At 50.9% G+C, this 20,101-nt stretch carries 19 protein-coding genes; 10 read left to right on the top strand and 9 right to left on the bottom strand.

Features of this window, described 5'->3' with window-relative positions; all coding sequences use genetic code 11:
* The first annotated feature begins 91 nt into the window (after positions 1–91).
* From C7A19_RS10085 to C7A19_RS10055, 7 genes are all read left to right on the top strand, one after another.
* Positions 92–451, top strand: coding sequence for a hypothetical protein (locus tag C7A19_RS10085; protein WP_069362037.1), 360 nt, complete (start codon positions 92–94; stop codon positions 449–451).
* A gap of 49 nt (positions 452–500) precedes the next feature.
* Complete coding sequence (locus C7A19_RS10080) at positions 501–2,624, top strand: protein-disulfide reductase DsbD domain-containing protein (protein ID WP_116644827.1); 2,124 nt, start codon at positions 501–503, stop codon at positions 2,622–2,624.
* Complete coding sequence (locus C7A19_RS10075; protein ID WP_077521088.1) at positions 2,621–3,142, top strand: protein disulfide oxidoreductase; 522 nt, start codon at positions 2,621–2,623, stop codon at positions 3,140–3,142. Before C7A19_RS10080 ends, C7A19_RS10075 begins: the two co-directional genes overlap by 4 nt.
* Before the next feature lie 26 nt (positions 3,143–3,168).
* Positions 3,169–3,900: a DsbA family protein gene (locus tag C7A19_RS10070; protein ID WP_077521091.1), complete on the top strand. Its 732-nt coding sequence runs from the start codon at positions 3,169–3,171 to the stop codon at positions 3,898–3,900.
* 116 nt (positions 3,901–4,016) lie between these two features.
* Complete coding sequence (gene dusC, locus C7A19_RS10065; RefSeq protein WP_235614288.1) at positions 4,017–5,018, top strand: tRNA dihydrouridine(16) synthase DusC; 1,002 nt, start codon at positions 4,017–4,019, stop codon at positions 5,016–5,018.
* A complete protein-coding gene (locus C7A19_RS10060; protein WP_069362034.1) occupies positions 5,006–5,644 on the top strand; it encodes an SEC-C metal-binding domain-containing protein in 639 nt (212 codons plus the stop codon). Before dusC ends, C7A19_RS10060 begins: the two co-directional genes overlap by 13 nt.
* A 4-nt stretch (positions 5,645–5,648) precedes the next feature.
* Positions 5,649–6,155, top strand: coding sequence for a (deoxy)nucleoside triphosphate pyrophosphohydrolase (locus C7A19_RS10055; protein ID WP_116644826.1), 507 nt, complete (start codon positions 5,649–5,651; stop codon positions 6,153–6,155).
* On the opposite strand, the gene dsbB is transcribed toward C7A19_RS10055, so the two are convergent.
* Positions 6,121–6,660: a disulfide bond formation protein DsbB gene (gene dsbB, locus C7A19_RS10050; RefSeq protein ID WP_116644825.1), complete on the bottom strand. Its 540-nt coding sequence runs from the start codon at positions 6,658–6,660 to the stop codon at positions 6,121–6,123. The two genes, C7A19_RS10055 and dsbB, sit on opposite strands and share 35 nt — an antisense overlap.
* Positions 6,661–6,748: 88 nt before the next feature.
* The gene (gene nhaB, locus C7A19_RS10045) at positions 6,749–8,329 is read right to left on the bottom strand and encodes a Na(+)/H(+) antiporter NhaB (protein WP_116644832.1); all 1,581 of its coding nucleotides are present in this window, start codon (positions 8,327–8,329) and stop codon (positions 6,749–6,751) included.
* A 404-nt stretch (positions 8,330–8,733) separates the two neighbouring features.
* Between nhaB and fadR the strand changes: the two genes are divergently transcribed.
* Positions 8,734–9,585 (top strand): fatty acid metabolism transcriptional regulator FadR, encoded by an 852-nt coding sequence (gene fadR / locus C7A19_RS10035; protein ID WP_077456284.1) that lies wholly within the window; start codon positions 8,734–8,736, stop codon positions 9,583–9,585.
* 78 nt (positions 9,586–9,663) lie between these two features.
* On the opposite strand, the gene C7A19_RS10030 is transcribed toward fadR, so the two are convergent.
* The 3 genes from C7A19_RS10030 to C7A19_RS10020 are packed head-to-tail and all read right to left on the bottom strand — an operon-like array spanning position 9,664 to position 14,492.
* A complete protein-coding gene (locus C7A19_RS10030) occupies positions 9,664–11,211 on the bottom strand; it encodes a SpoVR family protein (protein ID WP_069362030.1) in 1,548 nt (515 codons plus the stop codon).
* A 41-nt stretch (positions 11,212–11,252) separates the two neighbouring features.
* The gene (locus C7A19_RS10025) at positions 11,253–12,524 is read right to left on the bottom strand and encodes a YeaH/YhbH family protein (RefSeq protein ID WP_069362029.1); all 1,272 of its coding nucleotides are present in this window, start codon (positions 12,522–12,524) and stop codon (positions 11,253–11,255) included.
* A gap of 33 nt (positions 12,525–12,557) precedes the next feature.
* The gene (locus tag C7A19_RS10020; protein WP_069362028.1) at positions 12,558–14,492 is read right to left on the bottom strand and encodes a PrkA family serine protein kinase; all 1,935 of its coding nucleotides are present in this window, start codon (positions 14,490–14,492) and stop codon (positions 12,558–12,560) included.
* Positions 14,493–14,768: 276 nt separating this feature from the next.
* On the opposite strand from C7A19_RS10020, the gene C7A19_RS10015 reads away from it, so the two are divergent.
* A complete protein-coding gene (locus tag C7A19_RS10015; RefSeq protein ID WP_116644824.1) occupies positions 14,769–15,530 on the top strand; it encodes a MipA/OmpV family protein in 762 nt (253 codons plus the stop codon).
* A 55-nt stretch (positions 15,531–15,585) separates the two neighbouring features.
* Here C7A19_RS10015 and C7A19_RS10010 read toward each other — a convergent pair whose 3' ends face one another.
* From C7A19_RS10010 to C7A19_RS09995, 3 genes are all read right to left on the bottom strand, one after another.
* Entirely contained in the window at positions 15,586–16,470 is an 885-nt protein-coding gene (locus C7A19_RS10010; RefSeq protein ID WP_116644823.1) for a D-hexose-6-phosphate mutarotase, read from the bottom strand.
* A gap of 137 nt (positions 16,471–16,607) precedes the next feature.
* Positions 16,608–17,603, bottom strand: coding sequence for a type I glyceraldehyde-3-phosphate dehydrogenase (gene gap / locus C7A19_RS10005; RefSeq protein WP_069362025.1), 996 nt, complete (start codon positions 17,601–17,603; stop codon positions 16,608–16,610).
* A gap of 366 nt (positions 17,604–17,969) precedes the next feature.
* A complete protein-coding gene (locus C7A19_RS09995; protein ID WP_116644822.1) occupies positions 17,970–18,833 on the bottom strand; it encodes a DUF2989 domain-containing protein in 864 nt (287 codons plus the stop codon).
* Positions 18,834–18,986: 153 nt separating this feature from the next.
* Here C7A19_RS09995 and C7A19_RS09990 point away from each other — a divergent pair, with 153 nt between their 5' ends.
* On the top strand, positions 18,987–19,283 hold the full coding sequence (locus C7A19_RS09990) for a DUF1315 family protein (protein ID WP_077484771.1): 297 nt from the start codon (positions 18,987–18,989) through the stop codon (positions 19,281–19,283).
* Between the two features lie 68 nt (positions 19,284–19,351).
* Here C7A19_RS09990 and C7A19_RS09985 read toward each other — a convergent pair whose 3' ends face one another.
* Complete coding sequence (locus C7A19_RS09985) at positions 19,352–20,014, bottom strand: glutathione S-transferase family protein (protein ID WP_116644821.1); 663 nt, start codon at positions 20,012–20,014, stop codon at positions 19,352–19,354.
* Positions 20,015–20,101: the final 87 nt, after the last annotated feature.

Below are 20,101 nucleotides of genomic sequence, written 5' to 3'. Positions count from 1 at the left end.
CTCCAGCGCCTTGTCACCCTGTGGTGCAGGCTCACTTATTGTTTAATTTCTGTTGTTGGGCATAATGATCGCCAACTCGACAGGAGGTGGAATGCAAAGGTACACGCATCGTTCAAAAGCTGGCTGGGCCCTCGCGATTGCGTTATGGGTTCTAGCAGTGTGTGCCTTACAAAACCAACTGAGCTGGCAATCAGGGGCGCAAGCGGTTTGCCAAGCAGTCAGTATTGGTGACGCCGAGGACGCAAAAAGCGCACTGGGTAAAAAATGTTCGCTTTCCGAGCAATTGATGCATCCGTCTGCGTTGGCATTAGACTGGCTACCGTCACCACTTTGGTGGCTGATTGTGCTACTGGCGGTGATGGCGACCGTTAGTGTATCGATCACCTTACCCACTCACGATCCACCGACCTATCGACGACGGCATCTTTGCTTTTGTGTGTTCCGAGAATAAAGCGCCTGCTTCCTAAATAGCGTATTTATTCTTAACAAGGAACAGACTTATGAATCGACTCAATCACTATTGGCACATTGTTAAACAAGGGCGCGCTTGGCAAGCTTGGGCCTTGCTACCGCTGCTGTTATTGTGCTTATTGTTACTCACTCCGACTGCTCGCGCCAATGCCCCAGATACCGGCTGGCTCACTAATCCTGACCACCCGCCGGTCACGGCGCGTATAGCGTTAACGGGGCAAGGGAGTCCAGACACTCTACGCCTCGATGGGTTACTTTCTATCCGTTTGCAAGGCGATTGGAAAACCTATTGGCGCTCGCCAGGCGAGGGCGGGGTCGCTCCAGAGCTGATTATCAATGACAGCCAAAACCTGGACGATATTACCTGGCATTGGCCAGCACCGAAGCGCCACGAGCTACTTGGCCTGACCATGTTGGGCTACAAAGGGCAAGTGACCTTCCCACTAACCTTCAAGGTTGAAACCTGGCAACAGCCGGTGTCGCTCGATGCCACCTTGCGCTTGTCTTCATGCACCAGTGTGTGTGTGATCACTGATTATCCCATCTCTCTCGATTTTACTCCGAGTACGCTTGAGGTGGATGGTGAGCGGATGTATCAGTTCAACCAAGCGATGAGCCAAGTGCCTAAGCCGCTACCCAGTGTGCAGATTGAATCCGCGGTGTGGGATACCAATCAACAACAGCTCGCGGTCACCGTGACCGGCAACCAAACTTGGCAGCAACCCGATATGCTGGTGGATGGGGAGGCGGTGATCGATGATACCTTTGGCGTGCCGAGTATCCACCGTGATGGCGACACCCTGACCGCCACGTTTGACGTGACCAATTGGATTGAAACGCCCAACCTGACCGATAAACCGATTCAAGTGACGGTCATGGATAAGCAACTGCTGGCTGAGCACGCCACCACCGTGCAGGCGGGCAATGTGGTTTCGCAAGCGGGACTATCAATATGGATGATTGGTGGTATTGCACTTTTGGGTGGCTTGATCCTCAACGTGATGCCCTGTGTGCTCCCCGTACTTGGGCTTAAGCTCAACAGTATCGTTGCCAATCCAGAAGCGACACGTGGCGCTATTCGCGGCCAGTTTTTGGCCTCAGCAGCCGGGATACTCGTCTCCTTTTGGGCGATTGCGGCGCTGTTGATGGCATTAAAGCTTACTGGGCAAGCCGTGGGGTGGGGGATCCAGTTTCAAAGCCCGCTGTTTATTGGGGTGATGACGCTGGTGATTTGGCTGTTTGCCTTGAGTTTATTTGATGTGCTGCGCATTGATTTACCGCCCAGTTGGCAAACCTGGATGGCGACACGCGGCGGCCACACGACCAGCGGCCACTTTGTTCAAGGCGTGTTTGCGACCTTACTGGCCACACCATGTTCGGCCCCTTTCCTTGGGACGGCGGTCGCCTATGCGCTAGGTGGGTCGCTGACGGCGTTGTGGCTTATCTTTACCGCACTCGCCGTTGGCATGGCGCTGCCGTGGCTGCTGGTCGCCGCTTTTCCTGGTCTGACCCGCGCATTGCCCAAACCTGGCCCCTGGATGAATCATGTCAAACGGGTATTCGCATTATTGCTGGCTGGCACCACGGTGTGGCTCTTCTGGTTGTGGATGCCATATCTTGGCGTTGCTGGCGCTATCGCAGTGGGAACGCTGCTACTGGTTGCCAGTGTGTGGCTAACATATCGCACCCTTGGAAAACTGGCAGCGATTAAAGGGACAGCTGGGCTGCTCGTGGTGGTTGTGCTTGGGCTGATTGGTGCGTCATTGACAGCGCCGCGGTGGGCAACGCCATTGAACTCGGACCCAGACTGGGTGAGTCTGGATGAAGCCGCGATCGATCAAGCGGTGGATCAGGGCAAAGTGGTGTTTGTTGATGTGACGGCGGATTGGTGCATTACCTGTCATGCCAACAAAGTGGGAGTGATTCTACAATCCCCCGTGTATGACGCCATCACCGCGCCGAATGTGGTGGCGATGCAAGGTGATTGGACCCGTCCGAGCGACACCGTGACCCAATACTTGCAAGAGCACCAGCGTTATGGAGTGCCGTTTAACATTGTCTACGGCCCTGGTGCGCCTGAAGGGATCGCCTTACCCGTCATTTTGACCGATAAAGCGGTGATGACGGCGATTGAACAGGCGAAAACACCATGATGGCCAAGCAAAAAAAGCTGTCATGGCGTCAACGGATCAAACGCGGTGCGCGTGACATTTGCTGGCTCATCGTGTTTGTGCTGATATCGAGTACCGCGATGGATTGGTGGCGAAGCCGCGATATCGACACCAGTCAGGTGCCCGTCGAGTCGGTGCGTTTGCTCGATGGCCGCCAGCAGGATTTGATCGCCATGTCGCAACACGAACCCGTGCTTGTCTATGTATGGGCAAGCTGGTGCGGTGTCTGCCGTTTTGTGACCCCCTCGGTAGATTGGTTAAGTGGTCATGCGCAGGTGGTCTCGATCGCGTTACGCTCAGGCTCAGATAAACACATTGCTGGATACCTTGCTCATCATGGTTATGATTTTCCCGTGGTGAACGATCAACATGGAAACCTCTCTAAAGCGTTTTCAGTGAAAGTGACGCCTACCGTGATGGTGATCGAGCAAGGTGAAATCACGTCAATCACAACAGGCTTCACGACACCGCTTGGCCTATGGTTAAGGCTAGCGTTATGAATTTACATTTATCAAAAGGAAACCCGATGTCCTTATCTCGCTATATCGCCCCGCTTTGGGCTCTACTGCTTCTGGCTCTTCCTGTCAGCGCGAATGCGTTGTCCGATACCGAACAAGCGCAATTGGATGACATAGTCAGCTTGTTGGAAGAGAACCCCAAACTGATCGCCAACCTTAACCAGAGTTTGCAAAAGTTTGTTGAACAACAAAAGACGTTAAAGGAAAACCTTGCCGCACGCCGTGACTGGTTTGAATCGGACACCCACAGCTGGATTGGCGCAGAGAACCCTGAAGTCACCGTGGTGAACTTTATGGACTACAACTGCCCATACTGCAAAAAGCTGGAAGAAGAGTTACAGAAACTGGTGGCCGCACATGATGATGTCAAGGTGATTAATATTGCCGTACCACTCAAACAGCAGAGTATCGAATCGCTCGGCACCAATTCTGCGGTGTATGCGATGAATGTGTGGCTGGAAAAACCTGAGGCCTTTGCGCAGGTTCATCAATTATTGATGAAAAAGCGTGGCATGCATGATGCCCGCTCGTTAGAGAAAATCGCCAAGAAAACCGGTACCGAAGCATTGCTGGAAGGTAAAGCAATGACCGGAAAAGCGGTCGCAGAAAACTATCGCGCCTTTGTTGAGCTGGGGCTAAGAGGTACCCCAGCGATGATCATTGGCGAGCAGGTCGCACCTGGCTATTTGCCGTACCCGCAGCTAGAAGCCATGGTTGACGCGGCGAGAGCAGACGGCTAACTCCACCGGCGTCGCTAACGATTTGAAAGCCAGTCACTTTTTGACTGGCTTTTTTCTTAGCTGCGCTTTGGTGTAAAAGCTGGCAAAATAGCGCGCCTTAATCGCGAAGGTATGGCATGAGTCAAATACATCAATCACCACCAGATATCGTCTTGGGTCCGATGGAAGGGGTACTCGACCCCTTGATGCGCAAGTTGCTCACCGAGATTAATCACTACAGTCTCTGTGTCACCGAGTTTGTGCGCGTGGTCGACCAACGCTTGCCGGAAAAAGTCTTTTATCGCTTTTGTCCGGAGTTAGCGCAAGGGGGCTTCACCACCGCGGGAACCCCGGTTCGCGTACAGCTATTGGGCCAAAATCCACATGCAATGGCGGGTAACGCGGTACGTGCGATCGAACTGGGCTCGCAAGGGATTGATATTAATTTTGGCTGCCCATCGAAAACCGTCAATGGCAACCGTGGTGGGGCAGCGCTACTTAAAACCCCAGATCATATGTTTGATGTGGTCAAAGCAGTGAGAGAGGCGGTTGATCCGGCTCATACGGTGAGCGCCAAAATGCGTCTTGGCTTTAATGATCTTGATGATTACTTGCTCATTGCCGAAGCGGTGGCCGACGCAGGGGCGGATGAGCTGGTGGTACATGGGCGCACCAAGCGCGATGGCTACAAAGCGGGCACTATTCGTTGGGATTTAATTGCTGACATTAATCAACACCTGCCCATCCCCGTCACGGCCAATGGGGATATTTGGCACCGTGAGGATGCGCTGCGCTGCCAAGCCCTCACCGGCTGCAACACCTTAATGGTGTGTCGTGGAGCGTTAAATATGCCTAATCTCGGTCAGCATATCCGTGATAACGTCGCGCCCATGCCTTGGCCTGCCGTGCTCGCATTGCTGATTCGTTATACCGAGCAAGAACGCCAAGGTGATAAGGCGCAGTATTTCCCTAACCGCATCAAGCAATGGTTTAAGTATTTGCGCCAATATTACCCCCAGGCAGATGCCTGCTTTAAGGTGATTCGCGTTCTTAAGCGCGCGGATGAGATAGTCCGTGCACTCGATAACGCACGTCAACAAACAGAATTCATGACACAGGAAAGTTTATGTCAACACTAGTGACACTCTCTGAACACTGGGAGGGGATGCCCGCCAGTTTTATTGAAGGGGCCCTCCTGGCCGCGAATATATGTCCGGCTCCTTTAGATCCTGATACCTGGCTGTCGGTGCTAGTGACTGCAGGGGTTGAAGAAGATGGAGAGGTAGTTAGCCTCAATCAAGACGATAAGCAGGTGGTGCTGGCACACCTTGAGCAGCAATATCACGCCCTAATGCGTAATGATTATGTATTGCCGGATAGCTTAATGTTGTCGATGCGCGGTGAGCACGCCCAAGCGTTCGCCGAGGGGTTTTTAGCGGTGTGGCCCTATGTTGAGCCGCACTGGCACGAGGTGACGCTCAATGATGGCAGTCGCCGGATGCTATCCGCCTTAGTCACCAGCATGTTGCTGCTGCACGATGAAGCAGGCACGTTAGCGCAGATGAAAGAGGTCGGCATTGATGTTGAGCCGGGCCAATATATGGAACAACTGGACTTAATGATCCAGGAGGTGGCGAAAGCGGCGGATGAAGCGCAACAAGGCACGCATGGTGCGCACCAGGTCAATCCATTTAAGTCGATAGGCCGCAACGATCCTTGCCCATGTGGCAGTGGTGCCAAGTTCAAAAAATGCTGTGGGCGTTAATCAGATGAAGCCGTCAAAACAATCCTCTCCGATACGTGTTGTCGCCGGCGTGGCGACCCAAGATCACCAAGTGTTGGTGGCACAACGCCAACCGGATACGCAGTTTATTAGCTGGTGGGAATTTCCGGGTGGCAAAGTCGAGCAAGGCGAGACTGACCAGCAGGCACTCAAGCGCGAGTGGCGTGAAGAATTTGGGGTGGATATTCATGTTGGGGCGCCGATTGTAGAAACCGAGTTCGATTACGGTGACAAGGTGATCTTATTGTGCAGTTTTTGGTGTGACATCCTTGATGGACCGCCCATACTACATCAACATCAGGCCATCTATTGGAGTGAGCCTCGTCGCCTCGATGCTGGGGTTTTCAGTGGCGCAGATCGTCCCTTAATCAAGGTGCTGTGTGAGCGGTTCAACCGCATAGCAAGGAGCGAAAGCGCCGATAAAGCCGACGCTATCTTGCACGATCCGTCACCCGCCGTTATGAAAAAATGCGGCGAGGGGGGCGGCCAATAAACTGGGCAATTACCACTAACACCCAGACAAACAACATCGCGGAAAAGATCCCCACGAGCCATTGAGGCATCGACCAGCCTAGCCATTGCCACACCACCTTGCTGCAATCACCGTAGGCTTCAAAGACGGAGGGCAGCCATTGGTTGAGTGGCGCCCAAGCAGGGAAGTTCACCGCCACATCGCAGGTGGCACCAAACAATTGGTTTGGATCAGGAAATTGATAACTCACGTGCTCTAACGAGAGCTTTAGCGCCCACCCGGCTGTGGCGCCATAGCCAAGCAAGCTAAGTGTGCGCCAAAAAGGGTCGTTAGGCGCGATTAAACCCAACAAGGCAGCCACGCCAATCCCCAATAGGGCAACGCGTTCATAAATACACATTACACAAGGTGCCAGCCCTTGATAGTGTTGAAAGTAAAGCGCGGTGGCTTCCAGCCCCACAACACATACAAGCAACAACAGCCAGGACGCTCGGCTGCGAGAAAACTGGTTTAAGGCGCGCCACATAACTCACTCCTGATAAAAAACAAGGCCCTATATTGAGAGCCCTGCTATTCAATCGTTTGTTGAGACGAAGGTCAATGATAGAAGTGCGTTAGTGAGCGCTCGGTATGGCTTGCTGAGTCATATGGATGGTTTCGGAAATCCAACCTTGGTGTAGCATCCACTCGGTAGCGGGCACCAAGAAAAACTCAATGCCAATCACCCCCAATACCCCCATGACAATGGTATAAGGCAACGCCATATATACCATACGCCCATAAGAAAGACGCAGCAGCGGCGCGAGTGTGGAGGTGAGCAAGAATAGGAAAGCCGCTTGGCCATTGGGCGTGGCGACCGAGGGTAAGTTGGTGCCTGTGTTAATCGCAACCGCTAACATATCGAACTGCTCGCGGCCAATCACGCCATTGAGCAGGGCGGTTTTCACCTCGTTGATATACACGGTGCCGACAAACACGTTGTCTGACACCATGGAAAGCAGACCATTGGCGATATAAAACATGGTCAGTTGCAGGTGACCTTCCAGCGACAACACCAGGTCGATGACAGGTGCAAACAGGTGTTGGTCGATGATCACTGCCACCACAGAGAAAAAGACCGCCAATAGCGCTGTAAACGGTAGCGCTTCCTCAAAGGCTTTGCCGATATGGTGTTCATCCACAACGCCCGTAAACGCGGTGGCAAGGATAATGATACTTAGGCCAATTAAACCGACCGCGGCCAAATGTAAAGCCAATGCGGTGATTAGCCACACCGCAATCAGCGCTTGCACCACCAACTTGGCGATGTCTTGAGGCGTACGTTTTGCTCGCTGTGCGTTATCGTACTCCACCAATATTTTTAATACATTTTGCGGCAGGTGTGCGCCATAACCGAACCAAGCAAACTTCTCGACCAGCGCACACGTTAGCAAGCCAGCAAAGAAAACCGGCAGCGTGACCGGTGCCATACGTAAAATAAACTCGCCAAAATGCCAACCAGCTTGGTCGGCAATGATCAGGTTTTGCGGCTCGCCGACCATGGTCATCACCCCGCCCAATGCGGTACCCACGCCAGCATGCATCAATAGGCTACGTAAAAACGCTCGATAATTTTCCAAATCGTTGCGGCTAAGCTCGTCGCTTAAGCTTTCATCTGAGGTATGATCATGGTTAGCGCCGAACTCTTTCCCGGACGCCACGCGGTGGTAAATAGCGTAAAAACCGACGGCAACACTGATCACCACGGCAATCACGGTTAAGGCATCCAAAAAGGCGGAGAGCGCCGCCGCCGCGCCACAAAAGGCCAATGACAAGGCTATCTTGGATCGGATGCCCAACAGGATTTTGGTGAAAATAAACAGCAATAGCTGTTTCATAAAATAGATCCCCGCCACCATAAAGACGAGGAGCAACAGGACTTCAACGTTGGCCACTAATTCGTGTTTGACTTGCGCGGGGCTGGTCATGCCAATGGCGACCGCTTCAATCGCCAATAAGCCACCGGGTTGCAGTGGGTAGCATTTCAAGGCCATCGCGAGGGTGAAAATAAACTCGACCACCAAGAGCCAACCAGCGATAAAAGGGTCGATCGCGAAAACAATTGGGTTGAGAATTAAAAAGCCAACAATGGTTAATTTGTACCAATCGGGGGCTTTGCCGAGAAAATTCTTAAGAAACGCAGTTCTGAGTGTCATGGTCTTCGCCATAGTGAAAGTCTCATTGTTATCTATGCCTACCTAGCGCGCGGATGGGCGAGTCTCGTGCACCAACACAAACGCGCCATCGGCGAACGACTGCATGGGCACAGTATGAGGGTGACAGATATCAGTGACCAAGGCTCATCGGACGCATGGTTCACAATGCGTGGATGGATAGCCTTGTCACGAATAAGTGTGCGCTAGTTTGCCTCAGACATATTTTGTTACATCTTGTATGGGTTAGTTTTGCGATTTATGCCCAGTTTTTCATTGATCTGGTACAAAAAGATAGCAGATGTCACGCGATATCCGGTGATCTCACTCAGCGGTTTCTGCTGATGGCGTCTGGTGGTATGATGAGTTATTAATCAGAGCAAGAAGCAAATTGGAATTTAGATTCAATGGTTATAAAGGCGGATAGCCCAGCAACATTTGCTGAAAAATATATAATTGAAAGTATTTGGAATAATCACTTTCCTAAAGGCTCCATTTTACCTGCAGAGCGTGAACTGTCTGAACTGATTGGGGTCACTCGCACCACCTTACGTGAAGTGTTGCAACGCTTGGCGCGTGATGGCTGGTTAACCATTCAACATGGCAAACCCACACGTGTGAATGATTATATGCGTACGTCGGGGCTGAGTATTCTCGATACCCTGGTCACCCTAGAGGGGCAAGATGTGCATGGCGTACTTGAGGACTTACTCGCGGCGCGCACCGACATCAGTGGCGTGTACATGCGCTATGCGGCAAAAAACCGTGCTGATGATTGCTTAAACCTGATTGACCATGTGATTAAACGCTGTGAGCAAGTGCTTGAGTGCGAACGCTTTGAGCAGTTTTTGGGGCTCATCGATGAACAAGATGAAGTTTTAAAAGACGTTAAAAAGATCCAGGACAAATACGGTAAGCAAGATCCCGCCTTGTGTGAGCGCATATGTATGGGGCGCGCGTTTAATCACTTTGACTATCGTTTGTTCCAAGGCATGGCGCACTTTTCTGGCAACAAGGTGTATGTGTTAACCATTAATGGCATGCGTCAGATTTATTCGCGTGTGGGCGGATATTACTTTATGGATCGCCGTGCCTGTGAGAACGCATTGAGTTTCTACAGTGATTTACGGGAGATGGTGGCCAATAACCAGCACCCCATGATTGGCGATAGGGTCAAGCAATACGGACGTGAGTGCGGTGGCTTATGGTTCAGTAACCGTGAAACGATCGCGGCACATATGGCAGAAGAAGAAGCCTAACGCGTTCTGATACTTAAAACGTGAAAAGCCGCTTTGAACAGGGTTCATCGCGGCTTTTGGTTAGGGGAGCTATGTGTTTTAGTGGCTGCCCATTAACATATCAGGGTCAAACTGCGGCCGCTTGGGGCAGCTACTCAGTATCTTTCCTCGCCCTTCACTGGTTTCCTCTTCGAGGATCACTTCAAATCCCCACAATCGATGCACGTGCTTTAACACCTCTTCATAAGATTTAGCGAGCGGGATCCGGTTATGAGGGACATAGCGAAGTGTGAGTGAACGGTTGCCACGCAAATCGACATCGAACACTTGAATATTCGGTTCACGATTACTGAGGTTGTATTGCGCGGAGAGATCTTCGCGTAACTGGCGGTACCCTTGTTCATTGTGAATGCTAGTCACTTCAATATAACTTTGCCGATCGTCGTCATTGACGGCGAAAAACTTCATATCCCGCATCACTTTGGGCGATAGAAACTGGCTGATGAAACTTTCATCTTTAAAGTTTGCCATCGCAAAATGCACGGTTTCTAGCCAGTCCTTTCCGGCGATATCAGGGAACCAGTACTCATCCTCCTCCGTGGGATTTTCGCAAATGCGACGAATATCTTGGAACATGGCAAACCCGAGTGCGTAAGGGTTAATGCCGGAATAGAACTGGCTGTTGTATGGTGGTTGTGCCACCACATTGGTGTGGCTATGTAAAAACTCCATAATGAAGCTATCCGTCACCAAGCCCTCGTCATACAGGTGATTGAGGATGGTGTAGTGCCAGAACGTCGCCCAGCCTTCATTCATCACCTGGGTTTGCTTTTGCGGGTAAAAATACTGGCTGACCTTACGCACTATCCGCACGATTTCTCGCTGCCATGGTTCAAGCAGCGGAGAGTGTTTTTCAAAAAAATACAATAGGTTCTCTTGTGGCTCGGTCGGGAAGCGGCGCTTTTCTTCTTCTTGCTCTTTTTTACCGCCCGGAATGGTACGCCACAGCTCATTGACCTGTGTTTGCAAGTAATCTTCTCGTGCCTTTTGACGCGCTTTTTCTTCGGCAAGAGAGATTTTTTGCGGCCGTTTGTAGCGATCGACCCCATAGTTCATCAACGCATGACAGGAGTCGATAAGGTTTTCTACTTCCGCGAGGCCGTACTTTTCTTCACATTCACTGATGTAATGTTTAGCAAACAGCAGGTAATCAATAATGGAGCCTGCATCTGTCCAGGTTTGAAACAGGTAATTGCCTTTAAAAAAGGAATTGTGGCCATAACAGGCGTGTGCCATCACCAGCGCTTGCATGGTGATGGTGTTTTCTTCCATCAAATAAGAAATACACGGATTGGAGTTAATCACTATCTCATAAGCGAGCCCCATGTAGCCGTGTTTATAGTTGCGTTCGGTCTCGATAAACTTTTTACCAAACGACCAATGATTGTAATTGATGGGCATCCCGACGCTTGAGTAAGCATCCATCATTTGCTCGGCGGCAATGATTTCGATTTGGTTTGGATAAGTATCCAGTTTGTAGTGTTCAGCGACTCGTTTGATTTCCTTGTGATACTGCTCGAGCAGGTCAAAGGTCCAATCGGGTCCATCATGAAGTGGAGTGTTACGTTTACCTTTGGTGACAGCCATACCATGTCTCCCTGATAAAATGCGTCTATGCCGGTATGGCGTCAGGCTTCGACCTGACGCTTGAACAGTTCGCGGAAAACGGGGAAAATTTCCTCCGCTGAGCGAATATTCTGCATTGCAAAGTTGTCATGGCTTTGCGCCAACGCCTCATATTCTCGCCACAGTGTTTGATGCGCGCGGCGGGTAATCTCGATATAGGCGTAATAACGGCTGACCGGCAACAGGGTATTTTGCAATAGTTCTCGGCAGCCGGGTGAGTCATCGGCCCAGTTATCGCCATCCGAGGCTTGGGCCGCATAGACGTTCCATTCTGCCGGGTCGTACCTATCTTTGATGATTTCATCCATCAGCCGCAGGGCACTGGATACAATGGTGCCGCCTGTTTCTTGTGAGTAGAAGAACTCATGTTCATCCACTTCCTTCGCCTGCGTGTGGTGGCGAATAAAGACCACCTCCACGTTTTTGTAGGTGCGCGTCAGGAAAAGATACAGCAGGATATAAAACCGCTTGGCGATATCCTTGGTCGCTTGATCCATCGAGCCGGACACATCCATTAAGCAAAACATCACGGCTTGGCTACTGGGCTGTGGCCGCTTTTCGTAATTTTTATACCGTAAGTCAAAGGTATCGATGAACGGCACCGCGGCGATTTTGCGTTTCAATACCGAGATTTCTTCTTCGAGTCGTTTCACCTCAAGCGGTTGTGCTGGCTCGGCCTCGCGCACGCGCTCCAGCGCCTCTTCAAGCTCTGCCAGCTCTCGGCGTTTGCCGGCTGACATTGCTGTGCGTCGTGCCAGTGAGTTTTGCAGTGAACGTACAATAGCAATGTTCGAGGGCACCCCATTCGAGGTATATCCCGCGCGATGCGTTTTGTACTCCACCATTTTATTCATTTGGTTTTTCTTCAGGTTCGGAAGCTCAAGATCCTCGAACAAGAGATCCAAATACTCGTCTTTTGATATTTGAAAGACGAATTCATCTTGGCCTTCGCCATCAGGGCTGGCTTGTCCTTCTCCGGCTCCGCCGCCTTCGCCACCGGGGGGACGAGCAATACGATCCCCTGGGCTAAATTGGTCGTTACCTGGGTGGACAGCATCACGCTGTCCCCCTTTGCCTTGGTGGAACGTCGGTTCACGAATGTCACGAGAAGGAATAGAAATATCCTCTCCACTCTCGACATCCGTGATCGAGCGGTTGTTGACGGCGTCAGCAATGGACTCTTTAATTTGCCGCTTGTGTCGGCGTAAAAAGCGTTGTCGATTGACAGTGCTTTTATTTTTGCCATTGAGACGACGATCAATAAAATGCGCCATATCTCTCTCCCGTCATCTGCGTCAGCCCGTGGGCTACGATGATTTACGCACGCGCAAATACCACTCTGCGAGCAAGCGAACTTGCTTGCGGGTATAGCCTTTTTCCATCATACGAGCGACAAAGTCGTCGTGTTTCTTCTGCTCTTCGCTCGAGGTTTTGGTATTGAAGGAAATCACTGGAAGCAAATCTTCGGTGTTAGAGAACATCTTCTTCTCAATGACGGTTTTCAGTTTCTCATAGCTGGTCCATGCCGGATTTTTACCCTCATTATTGGCGCGTGCACGGAGGACAAAGTTGACGATTTCGTTGCGGAAATCTTTCGGGTTACTGATGCCCGCCGGTTTCTCGATTTTTTCCAATTCAGCATTGAGTGCTGAGCGGTCAAACAACTGGCCAGTATCTGGGTCGCGGAATTCTTGATCTTGAATCCAGAAGTCGGCATAGGTGACGTAACGGTCAAAAATATTTTGCCCGTATTCTGAGTAGGACTCGAGATACGCGGTTTGAATTTCTTTGCCGATAAACTCGATATATTTAGGGATCAAGTAGCCTTTTAAGTGCTCAAGGTAGCGCTCTGCCATCTCTTGCGGGAACTGCTCTCGTTCAATCTGTTGCTCTAACACGTAGAACAGATGCACCGGGTTTGCGGCGACTTCGGCGTGGTCAAAGTTAAAGACGCGCGACAAGATCTTGAACGCGAAACGGGTCGATAGCCCATCCATGCCCTCATCAACACCGGCAAAATCACGGTACTCTTGGTAGGACTTGGCTTTAGGATCCGTATCTTTCAAGGTTTCACCATCATACACGCGCATTTTTGAATAAATGCTCGAGTTTTCAGGATCTTTTAGTCGTGAAAGCACAGAGAAGCGCGCTAAGATATCTAAGGTGCTGGGGGAGCAAGGCGCATGGCGTAGCTCACTAGAAGACAGCAGCTTGTTGTAGATTCGAATTTCGTCTGACACCCGCAAGCAATAGGGCACCTTGACGATATAGACACGGTCAAGGAAAGCCTCGTTGTTTTTGTTGTTGCGGAACGATTGCCACTCAGATTCGTTTGAGTGCGCGAGAATGATGCCATCAAACGGCAGTGCTGACAGGCCCTCGGTGCCGTTGTAGTTACCTTCTTGGGTCGCGGTCAACAGTGGGTGGAGCACCTTAATCGGGGCCTTAAACATCTCCACAAACTCCATCATCCCTTGGTTAGCGCGACACAGCGCACCGGAGTAGGAGTAGGCATCGGGGTCATCTTGTGAATAGTGTTCGAGCTGACGGATGTCAACTTTACCCACCAAGGACGAGATATCTTGGTTGTTCTCATCCCCAGGCTCGGTTTTTGCTACCCCGACTTGGTTAAGAATCGATGGCCGCAGTTTCACCACTTTAAACTGGCTAATATCGCCACCAAACTCTTTCAACCGTTTCGCCGCCCAAGGTGACATAATATGGCGAATATAACGGTGGGGGATATCATACTCTTTCTCGAGTAAATGGCCGTCTTCTTCGGCATCAAACAGACAAAATGGGTGATCGTTCACGGGACTACGTTCGCCGTTCGCGGTCAGCACGTAGATAGGCATTTGCTGCATCAAGCTCTTTAGTTTCTCGGCCAAGGATGATTTACCCCCGCCGACAGGCCCGAGTAAATAGAGAATTTGTTTTCGCTCTTCCAAACCTTGGGCGGCGTGCTTGAGGTAAGAGACGATTTGCTCAATCGAGTCTTCCATGCCATAAAAGTCTTCAAAGGTTTTATAGCGGGAAATTACTCGGTTGGAGAAGATACGGCTGAGTCGCGGATCAAGCGAGGTATCAATTTTTTCTGGCTCGCCAATCGCCATCAGCAAACGCTCTGCCGCATTGGCATACGCGCCGCGATCCTCTCGGCAAAGATCCAAGAATGCTTGAAGGCTCATTTCCTCGTCTTTCGCTTCTTCGTAACGCTGACGATAGTGATCGAAAATAGTCATGGTCCTGCCCCCTAAATCGTCTAATAACTCAAAAAGAAAAGGTGCAAAATTGGCTGAATGATCCCTTTCCTTTCGATAAGGTTAGACCTGATTTGCCGATTTTGCGTGAAAGAATTGTTTGTTTTTTCGATAATTTTTGTTGCCGGATCCGTACGCTTTTCTTGTCAAGATATTGACAGCTGGCGTTCAAGCTAGTGAGGTATGCTAACAGTGATAGTTTTACCAGTTAGGGCGATTAGGCTGACGGTTGCCAGCCGTCAAACAAGAAGGGAATAGATGATGAACATAGCGAGAGAAACGGCTTGGATCGCTTGCGCCCTGATGCTAACCGCCAGCAGTGCTTACGCTGAGAATCGTGTCTCTGCTGGCGTAATAGGCGCATTTTCACCTCAGGTCTATAAAGACACGGATACCGATCCGCTGGTCGTGCCGACGGTCAATGTTGAGACTGACCATTTTTATTTTCGCGGCCTGACGGCGGGCGCGCGACTGGCGCCGAAAGGCTCGACCCATAACCTTGTTTTGTCTGCCACTTATGATCCACGTCGCTTTGATCCTGCAGATACTGACGATCCGCAATTGAGCCAGCTCGACAAGCGCGATGCATCGATTGTGGCAGCGCTGGCCTACCAATATCATTCACCTATCGGACGTTTTCAGGCGGCTGTTGGCGAAGGCGTGACCCATGATAGGGACGGGGTATATGGCGAAGTGAGTTGGAAATATGGATTTAATCACCCGCGTTGGGGCGTCTCTCCGGAAGTAGGGTATGCCTACAATAGCCATGAGCTAAATAAGCACCTTTATGGGGTCAGCGCCACTGAAGCATCGCGTGTTTCAGGCATTGAGGCGTATGAGCCAGGCTCTGCGGGTCATTACTTTGTTGGTGCCAGTGGCTATTTCATGCTGACTGAGCGCATCCAACTGCTTGGTGGCGTGCGCTATACCAACCTCGATGATGAAATAGCGAACAGCCCAATGGTGGATCAATCGACTGCCGCCTCGGGCTACTTAGGGGTTAACTACATTTTTATGTAGCCTTGTTAGCCATTAAAACAGGCCGCTTGGGTATAAGGCGGCCTGTTACGCCCGTCTAGCTTGAGTGGCGCTCATCCATTAACTGGGTTGCTAACGTGTAGCTTTGACCTGGATGGACGACTTGTGTGGGTTGTTCAATCGCCGCTTCGACACAGACAAACTTGAGGTACCCGTTATCGTCCATATCCGCCATCTGAATGGACGCCGCCTGACCCGGGTTCCAGATAACAGCGCTGCTTGCACCTTGATTGTTGACTTTGAGACGACGGTTTCCCATCGGGTCGGTGACAGTGAGGGTGTTGTCAGCCCCCGTATAAATCCTATCAACCGGCTCCTCGAAGGTCACTTTCCCCGTCGCTGGCACGGCCTTGCCTGCCGCAAAGTTATCAAGATACTGACAACCCAGCCCTTCCACGTTCGCTTGCTCGCTATCTTCTACCGCAAGATAGCTGTGCAAGGCGCCACCCATGGCCCAAGGGTGTTGATCTGTATTGGTCACCGTTAAGGCGATGTCGGCGTGATGAGTTAGCGTAAAGGTCACCGTTGCATGAAAACAATGTGGCCATAGTGCTCGCGAGGCGTCTGAGTCGGATAACTGCAGTTGAATAGTGACGCCTTTCGCTGTTTCTTCAATGTTCGCTAACTGCCACATTTGACGGCGAGCAAAGCCATGAGAAGGTTGCCCGGTGTGACCAAACCATGGCCAGCAAATGGGGACGCCGCCTCGTAATGGGGTGTTGGCATCGTAGATAGCGTTATCACTCATCCAAGTCAGTGACTTTTCACCTGCAGGGGCAAAGGTGATGAGGTGTCCGCCGAATAGGCTAATAGTGGCTGAACACGCAGGGTGAGTAACACGAAGAATCGGGACGGACTGGCGATAGCAGAGATCGACAGATGCAGAAAGTTGACGTTCAACATGCAGGGTGGGAGAAGTCATAGCCTGATCCTCTTGGGTAAGTGTTCCTTAATCAGTTATCGAAGACACGTTCACAGACAGCGTGGTCGCGAGTCATGGGCCTGATAAACAAAAGGCGGCCAATGGCCGCCTTTAACTTGAATAGGGTTACATGCGCATTATTTAGCGATGTGTGCAACCAGATCCAATACTTTGTTTGAGTAGCCGATTTCGTTGTCGTACCAAGAAACTACTTTCACGAAGTTGTCAGTCAGTGCGATACCTGCTTTAGCATCGAATACAGACGTTTGTACTTCGCCGATGAAGTCTTGAGAAACCACGGCATCTTCGGTGTAACCTAGAACACCTTTCAGCTCACCTTCTGACGCTTCTTTCATCGCTGCACAGATTTGGTCGTAAGACGCTGCTTTGTCAAGGTTTACAGTCAGGTCAACAACAGAAACGTTGGCAGTTGGTACGCGGAACGCCATACCAGTCAGTTTGCCGTCTAGTACTGGCAATACTTTACCAACCGCTTTTGCAGCACCGGTTGAAGATGGGATGATGTTTTGAGACGCACCACGGCCACCGCGCCAGTCTTTCGCAGACGGACCATCAACGGTTTTTTGCGTTGCAGTGGTGGCGTGAACGGTGGTCATTAGGCCAGATACGATACCGAACTTGTCGTTCAGTACTTTCGCGATTGGCGCTAGGCAGTTAGTCGTGCAAGACGCGTTAGAAACGATGTCTTGACCCGCGTAATCGCTGTGGTTAACACCCATAACGAACATTGGCGTCGCATCTTTAGATGGGCCGGTTAGAACCACTTTCTTCGCACCCGCTTGGATGTGTTGACGCGCGGTTTCGTCAGTGAGGAAGATACCGGTTGCTTCAGCAACAACGTCAACACCCACTTCATCCCACTTAAGGTCTGCTGGGTTGCGCTCTGCAGTGACGCGTACGGTTTTACCGTTAACGATAAGGTTACCACCTTCTACTTCAACTGTGCCGTTGAAGCGACCGTGGGTTGAATCGTACTTCAGCATGTAAGCCATGTACTCAACGTCGATAAGATCGTTGATTGCTACCACGTCGATGTCGTTACGCTCGACAGATGCACGGAATACGAAACGGCCGATACGGCCAAAACCGTTAATACCTACTTTGATAGTCATTATGTTGCTCCACAACTTAATTTCTAGTGAGATGAAACTGGTAGTAAAATTACAGAATAGGACCCCGCCATGCAAGGGTAATCGCAGCCAAAATTGTTTAAAGTCAAAAAAAAGTACGGATTTTTTTTACATCGCCTAAACATTTGACCCCTTGCCGCCATGTCTGTATGCGCTTTAACCGCGTGCGATTAATGCGACGGCTGCAGACACGGAGCGACCGCTGGTAATTGTTAGCGTAGAAGCAGAACCGCGATCGTGAAAGTTAAACTGGTATGACAAGCGAGACGGTGGAACGGCAGGAAGTCGGTTTCCCGCACCGCGCACCAGTGAGGGTGATGCGCAGGCGTTATACTAAAAGAGGCTGTGTTATGAGGCGTGGTTCCCTTTATCAAGTGGTTGCAACAGGGTCGCTTCAAACTCACCATCTTCAATCGCGGCGGCAATCTCAAACGCAAGGGTTTGTAGGTTTTTTTGTTGTGCGTCGGTCAATGGGTAAAGTCGCGATAGGCGATCACCGCGCGCAATCGGCAGGTTGTAACTTTCCCCCACTTTTGCCCATAAATAAGCATGTTCAAAGCGTTTTAGCGCATGATTAGTGGTCGCCAGTGACTTTATGGCTTCTGGGATCACCGCTTTGCGAACGGTCTCATCGTCACCATCATACAGTTCTAACGCATGGCGCAGGATCTCTACTGTTTTCGCTTTATTGCGCGACACATAATAGGTGGCAAGCCCCAGCTGTAATTGTGGCGTTTCGAGATGTCGTGTTCCCTCTAGCTTTAAAAACTGCGGTAACGCGCTGTTGTCGCCTTGAGACCAGCGATAGTAAATCACGGGTGGCTGGTAAGAGTCTTTCAGTTCGCCCTCTAGCCGTTCAATCGCGTCGTAAGCATGATACACCGCTTCGGTGCGCTTGGTTTTGCGCTGTTTTAAGGTGGTGGGCTCTATTTCGGCAACCAGCTCCATGCAGCGAAGGTAGACTTTGGTTTGTTTTAGCTCGGTAAGCTTATTCAAATCACTGGGGTTTTGATAGACAGATAAGCGATCAAAAATCAGATCAGAGCGCTCAAATCGGCATTGTCCATCACCGGTGTTTAATCCTGCGCATAGCTCTGGGTGGGTTTCACAGACTTGATTAGTGGTGGGCTCGCCTTCACAGCCAGTGAGAAGCAGTACACTCGCAATTAACCCCAAGGGGTAAAAACAACGTATGAGTAATCGTAAATCCATGGTTTATCGTATCCTGAGTCAGTTGCGATGAGTATACGTGATCTTTTAGTGTAGTTGATGGTCTAAAGCGTGATAAAGCGCACTGAACCAAGCATGCCGTCCACCCACCCAGTTCAGGCATAATAGCCTAATGAGGATCGCCAAGAGGTAATCATGGATATTGAACAAGTCTTAAAAGCAATGACGCCTGAAGTGTATGATCGGTTGTGTTATGCCGTGGAGACGGGCAAATGGCCGGACGGCACCAGCTTGAACCAAGCGCAACGCGACCAAGCCTTGCAAGCCGTGATGTTGTATCAATCACGTCATAACAGCCAGCCCCAGCACATGACCGTCGCAAAAGGGGGCAATGTGACCTGGAAATCGAAAGCGGAACTAAAACGTGAGTTTGCCCGTCCAGATGAAGCCCGGATTGAGGTGGCGACTCAAGACAGCAATACTAAACATTAGCGCGCACAGCTCAGCGATCACGGCGATGGCCGCGTCTATCATTGAATCGGCCATTAGCATGCTGGTACCTAGGTGGTCGCTAGGCTAATTGGGCTGGCGAAAAACGGCGTTAGTTGATGATTTTCCTCCTGCGCATAGGCATCGAACAAGGGGTGTTGGTCGAGAGCTGAGAGGTAATCACTCAGCGCCGCGAATCGGTCGTCCAGCACCAACCCTGCCATTTTTGCGCAACGAAACAGACTCCACACGCTGATACCTGCCATCGTCACCGTCTGGGTGGGCATTGCTTTTACTTGCTCGCCTAAATATTGACAGCAGGCGGGTAATGTTTGCAGAGCTTGGTTCACGGCCTGATGATCGACCGTTTTGTCTAAAATATGCCCGCGTACCACCCGTTGGTAAAACAAGGTATCTGTGATTAAGGGATCGAGCTGATAGCGACAAAACCACTCAACCCAGCGGATCTGGGCGCGATGGGTGGGGTTGCCTGGATAGAGCAGCGGATCAGGGTAGGCATCATCAAGGTAGGCCGTAATCACTGTGTCTTGGTAAATGGTATGTGATGACTCGGCGAGTGCGACCACAGTTTGCATCGGAGGGTGGTGGATGACGCGCTCGTGTGCCTCGAAAGGGGAAGTGGGGGCGAGTTGATAGTCTAAATGCTTTAACCTCAGCGCCAGCGCGATTTTTCGCGTATGGGGCGACAGCGAGTCACCATGTAATACCCTCATTATGCGCTCCTTTTAATGACGACCAACAGTATGGTTACCCCTTCGTATACGTTAGCAAATAAAAACGCCGGCAACCTTGCCGAAGTC

It is taken from the genome of Salinivibrio sp. HTSP, assembly GCF_003390965.1.
Taxonomy (GTDB): domain Bacteria; phylum Pseudomonadota; class Gammaproteobacteria; order Enterobacterales; family Vibrionaceae; genus Salinivibrio; species Salinivibrio kushneri.
Note: the sequence above shows the minus strand (reverse complement) of the source record. Positions and strands in the feature narration are given on the sequence as shown.

Bases quoted from the DNA above. Each gene is read 5' to 3' on its own strand.
- C7A19_RS10085 (WP_069362037.1), top strand. From the start codon at position 92: ATGCAAAGGTACACGCATCGTTCAAAAGCTGGCTGGGCCCTCGCGATT.
- C7A19_RS10080 (WP_116644827.1), top strand. From the start codon at position 501: ATGAATCGACTCAATCACTATTGGCACATTGTTAAACAAGGGCGCGCT.
- C7A19_RS10075 (WP_077521088.1), top strand. From the start codon at position 2,621: ATGATGGCCAAGCAAAAAAAGCTGTCATGGCGTCAACGGATCAAACGC.
- C7A19_RS10070 (WP_077521091.1), top strand. From the start codon at position 3,169: ATGTCCTTATCTCGCTATATCGCCCCGCTTTGGGCTCTACTGCTTCTG.
- dusC (WP_235614288.1), top strand. From the start codon at position 4,017: ATGAGTCAAATACATCAATCACCACCAGATATCGTCTTGGGTCCGATG.
- C7A19_RS10060 (WP_069362034.1), top strand. From the start codon at position 5,006: ATGTCAACACTAGTGACACTCTCTGAACACTGGGAGGGGATGCCCGCC.
- C7A19_RS10055 (WP_116644826.1), top strand. From the start codon at position 5,649: ATGAAGCCGTCAAAACAATCCTCTCCGATACGTGTTGTCGCCGGCGTG.
- dsbB (WP_116644825.1), bottom strand. From the start codon at position 6,660: ATGTGGCGCGCCTTAAACCAGTTTTCTCGCAGCCGAGCGTCCTGGCTG.
- nhaB (WP_116644832.1), bottom strand. From the start codon at position 8,329: ATGACACTCAGAACTGCGTTTCTTAAGAATTTTCTCGGCAAAGCCCCC.
- fadR (WP_077456284.1), top strand. From the start codon at position 8,734: ATGGTTATAAAGGCGGATAGCCCAGCAACATTTGCTGAAAAATATATA.
- C7A19_RS10030 (WP_069362030.1), bottom strand. From the start codon at position 11,211: ATGGCTGTCACCAAAGGTAAACGTAACACTCCACTTCATGATGGACCC.
- C7A19_RS10025 (WP_069362029.1), bottom strand. From the start codon at position 12,524: ATGGCGCATTTTATTGATCGTCGTCTCAATGGCAAAAATAAAAGCACT.
- C7A19_RS10020 (WP_069362028.1), bottom strand. From the start codon at position 14,492: ATGACTATTTTCGATCACTATCGTCAGCGTTACGAAGAAGCGAAAGAC.
- C7A19_RS10015 (WP_116644824.1), top strand. From the start codon at position 14,769: ATGATGAACATAGCGAGAGAAACGGCTTGGATCGCTTGCGCCCTGATG.
- C7A19_RS10010 (WP_116644823.1), bottom strand. From the start codon at position 16,470: ATGACTTCTCCCACCCTGCATGTTGAACGTCAACTTTCTGCATCTGTC.
- gap (WP_069362025.1), bottom strand. From the start codon at position 17,603: ATGACTATCAAAGTAGGTATTAACGGTTTTGGCCGTATCGGCCGTTTC.
- C7A19_RS09995 (WP_116644822.1), bottom strand. From the start codon at position 18,833: ATGGATTTACGATTACTCATACGTTGTTTTTACCCCTTGGGGTTAATT.
- C7A19_RS09990 (WP_077484771.1), top strand. From the start codon at position 18,987: ATGGATATTGAACAAGTCTTAAAAGCAATGACGCCTGAAGTGTATGAT.
- C7A19_RS09985 (WP_116644821.1), bottom strand. From the start codon at position 20,014: ATGAGGGTATTACATGGTGACTCGCTGTCGCCCCATACGCGAAAAATC.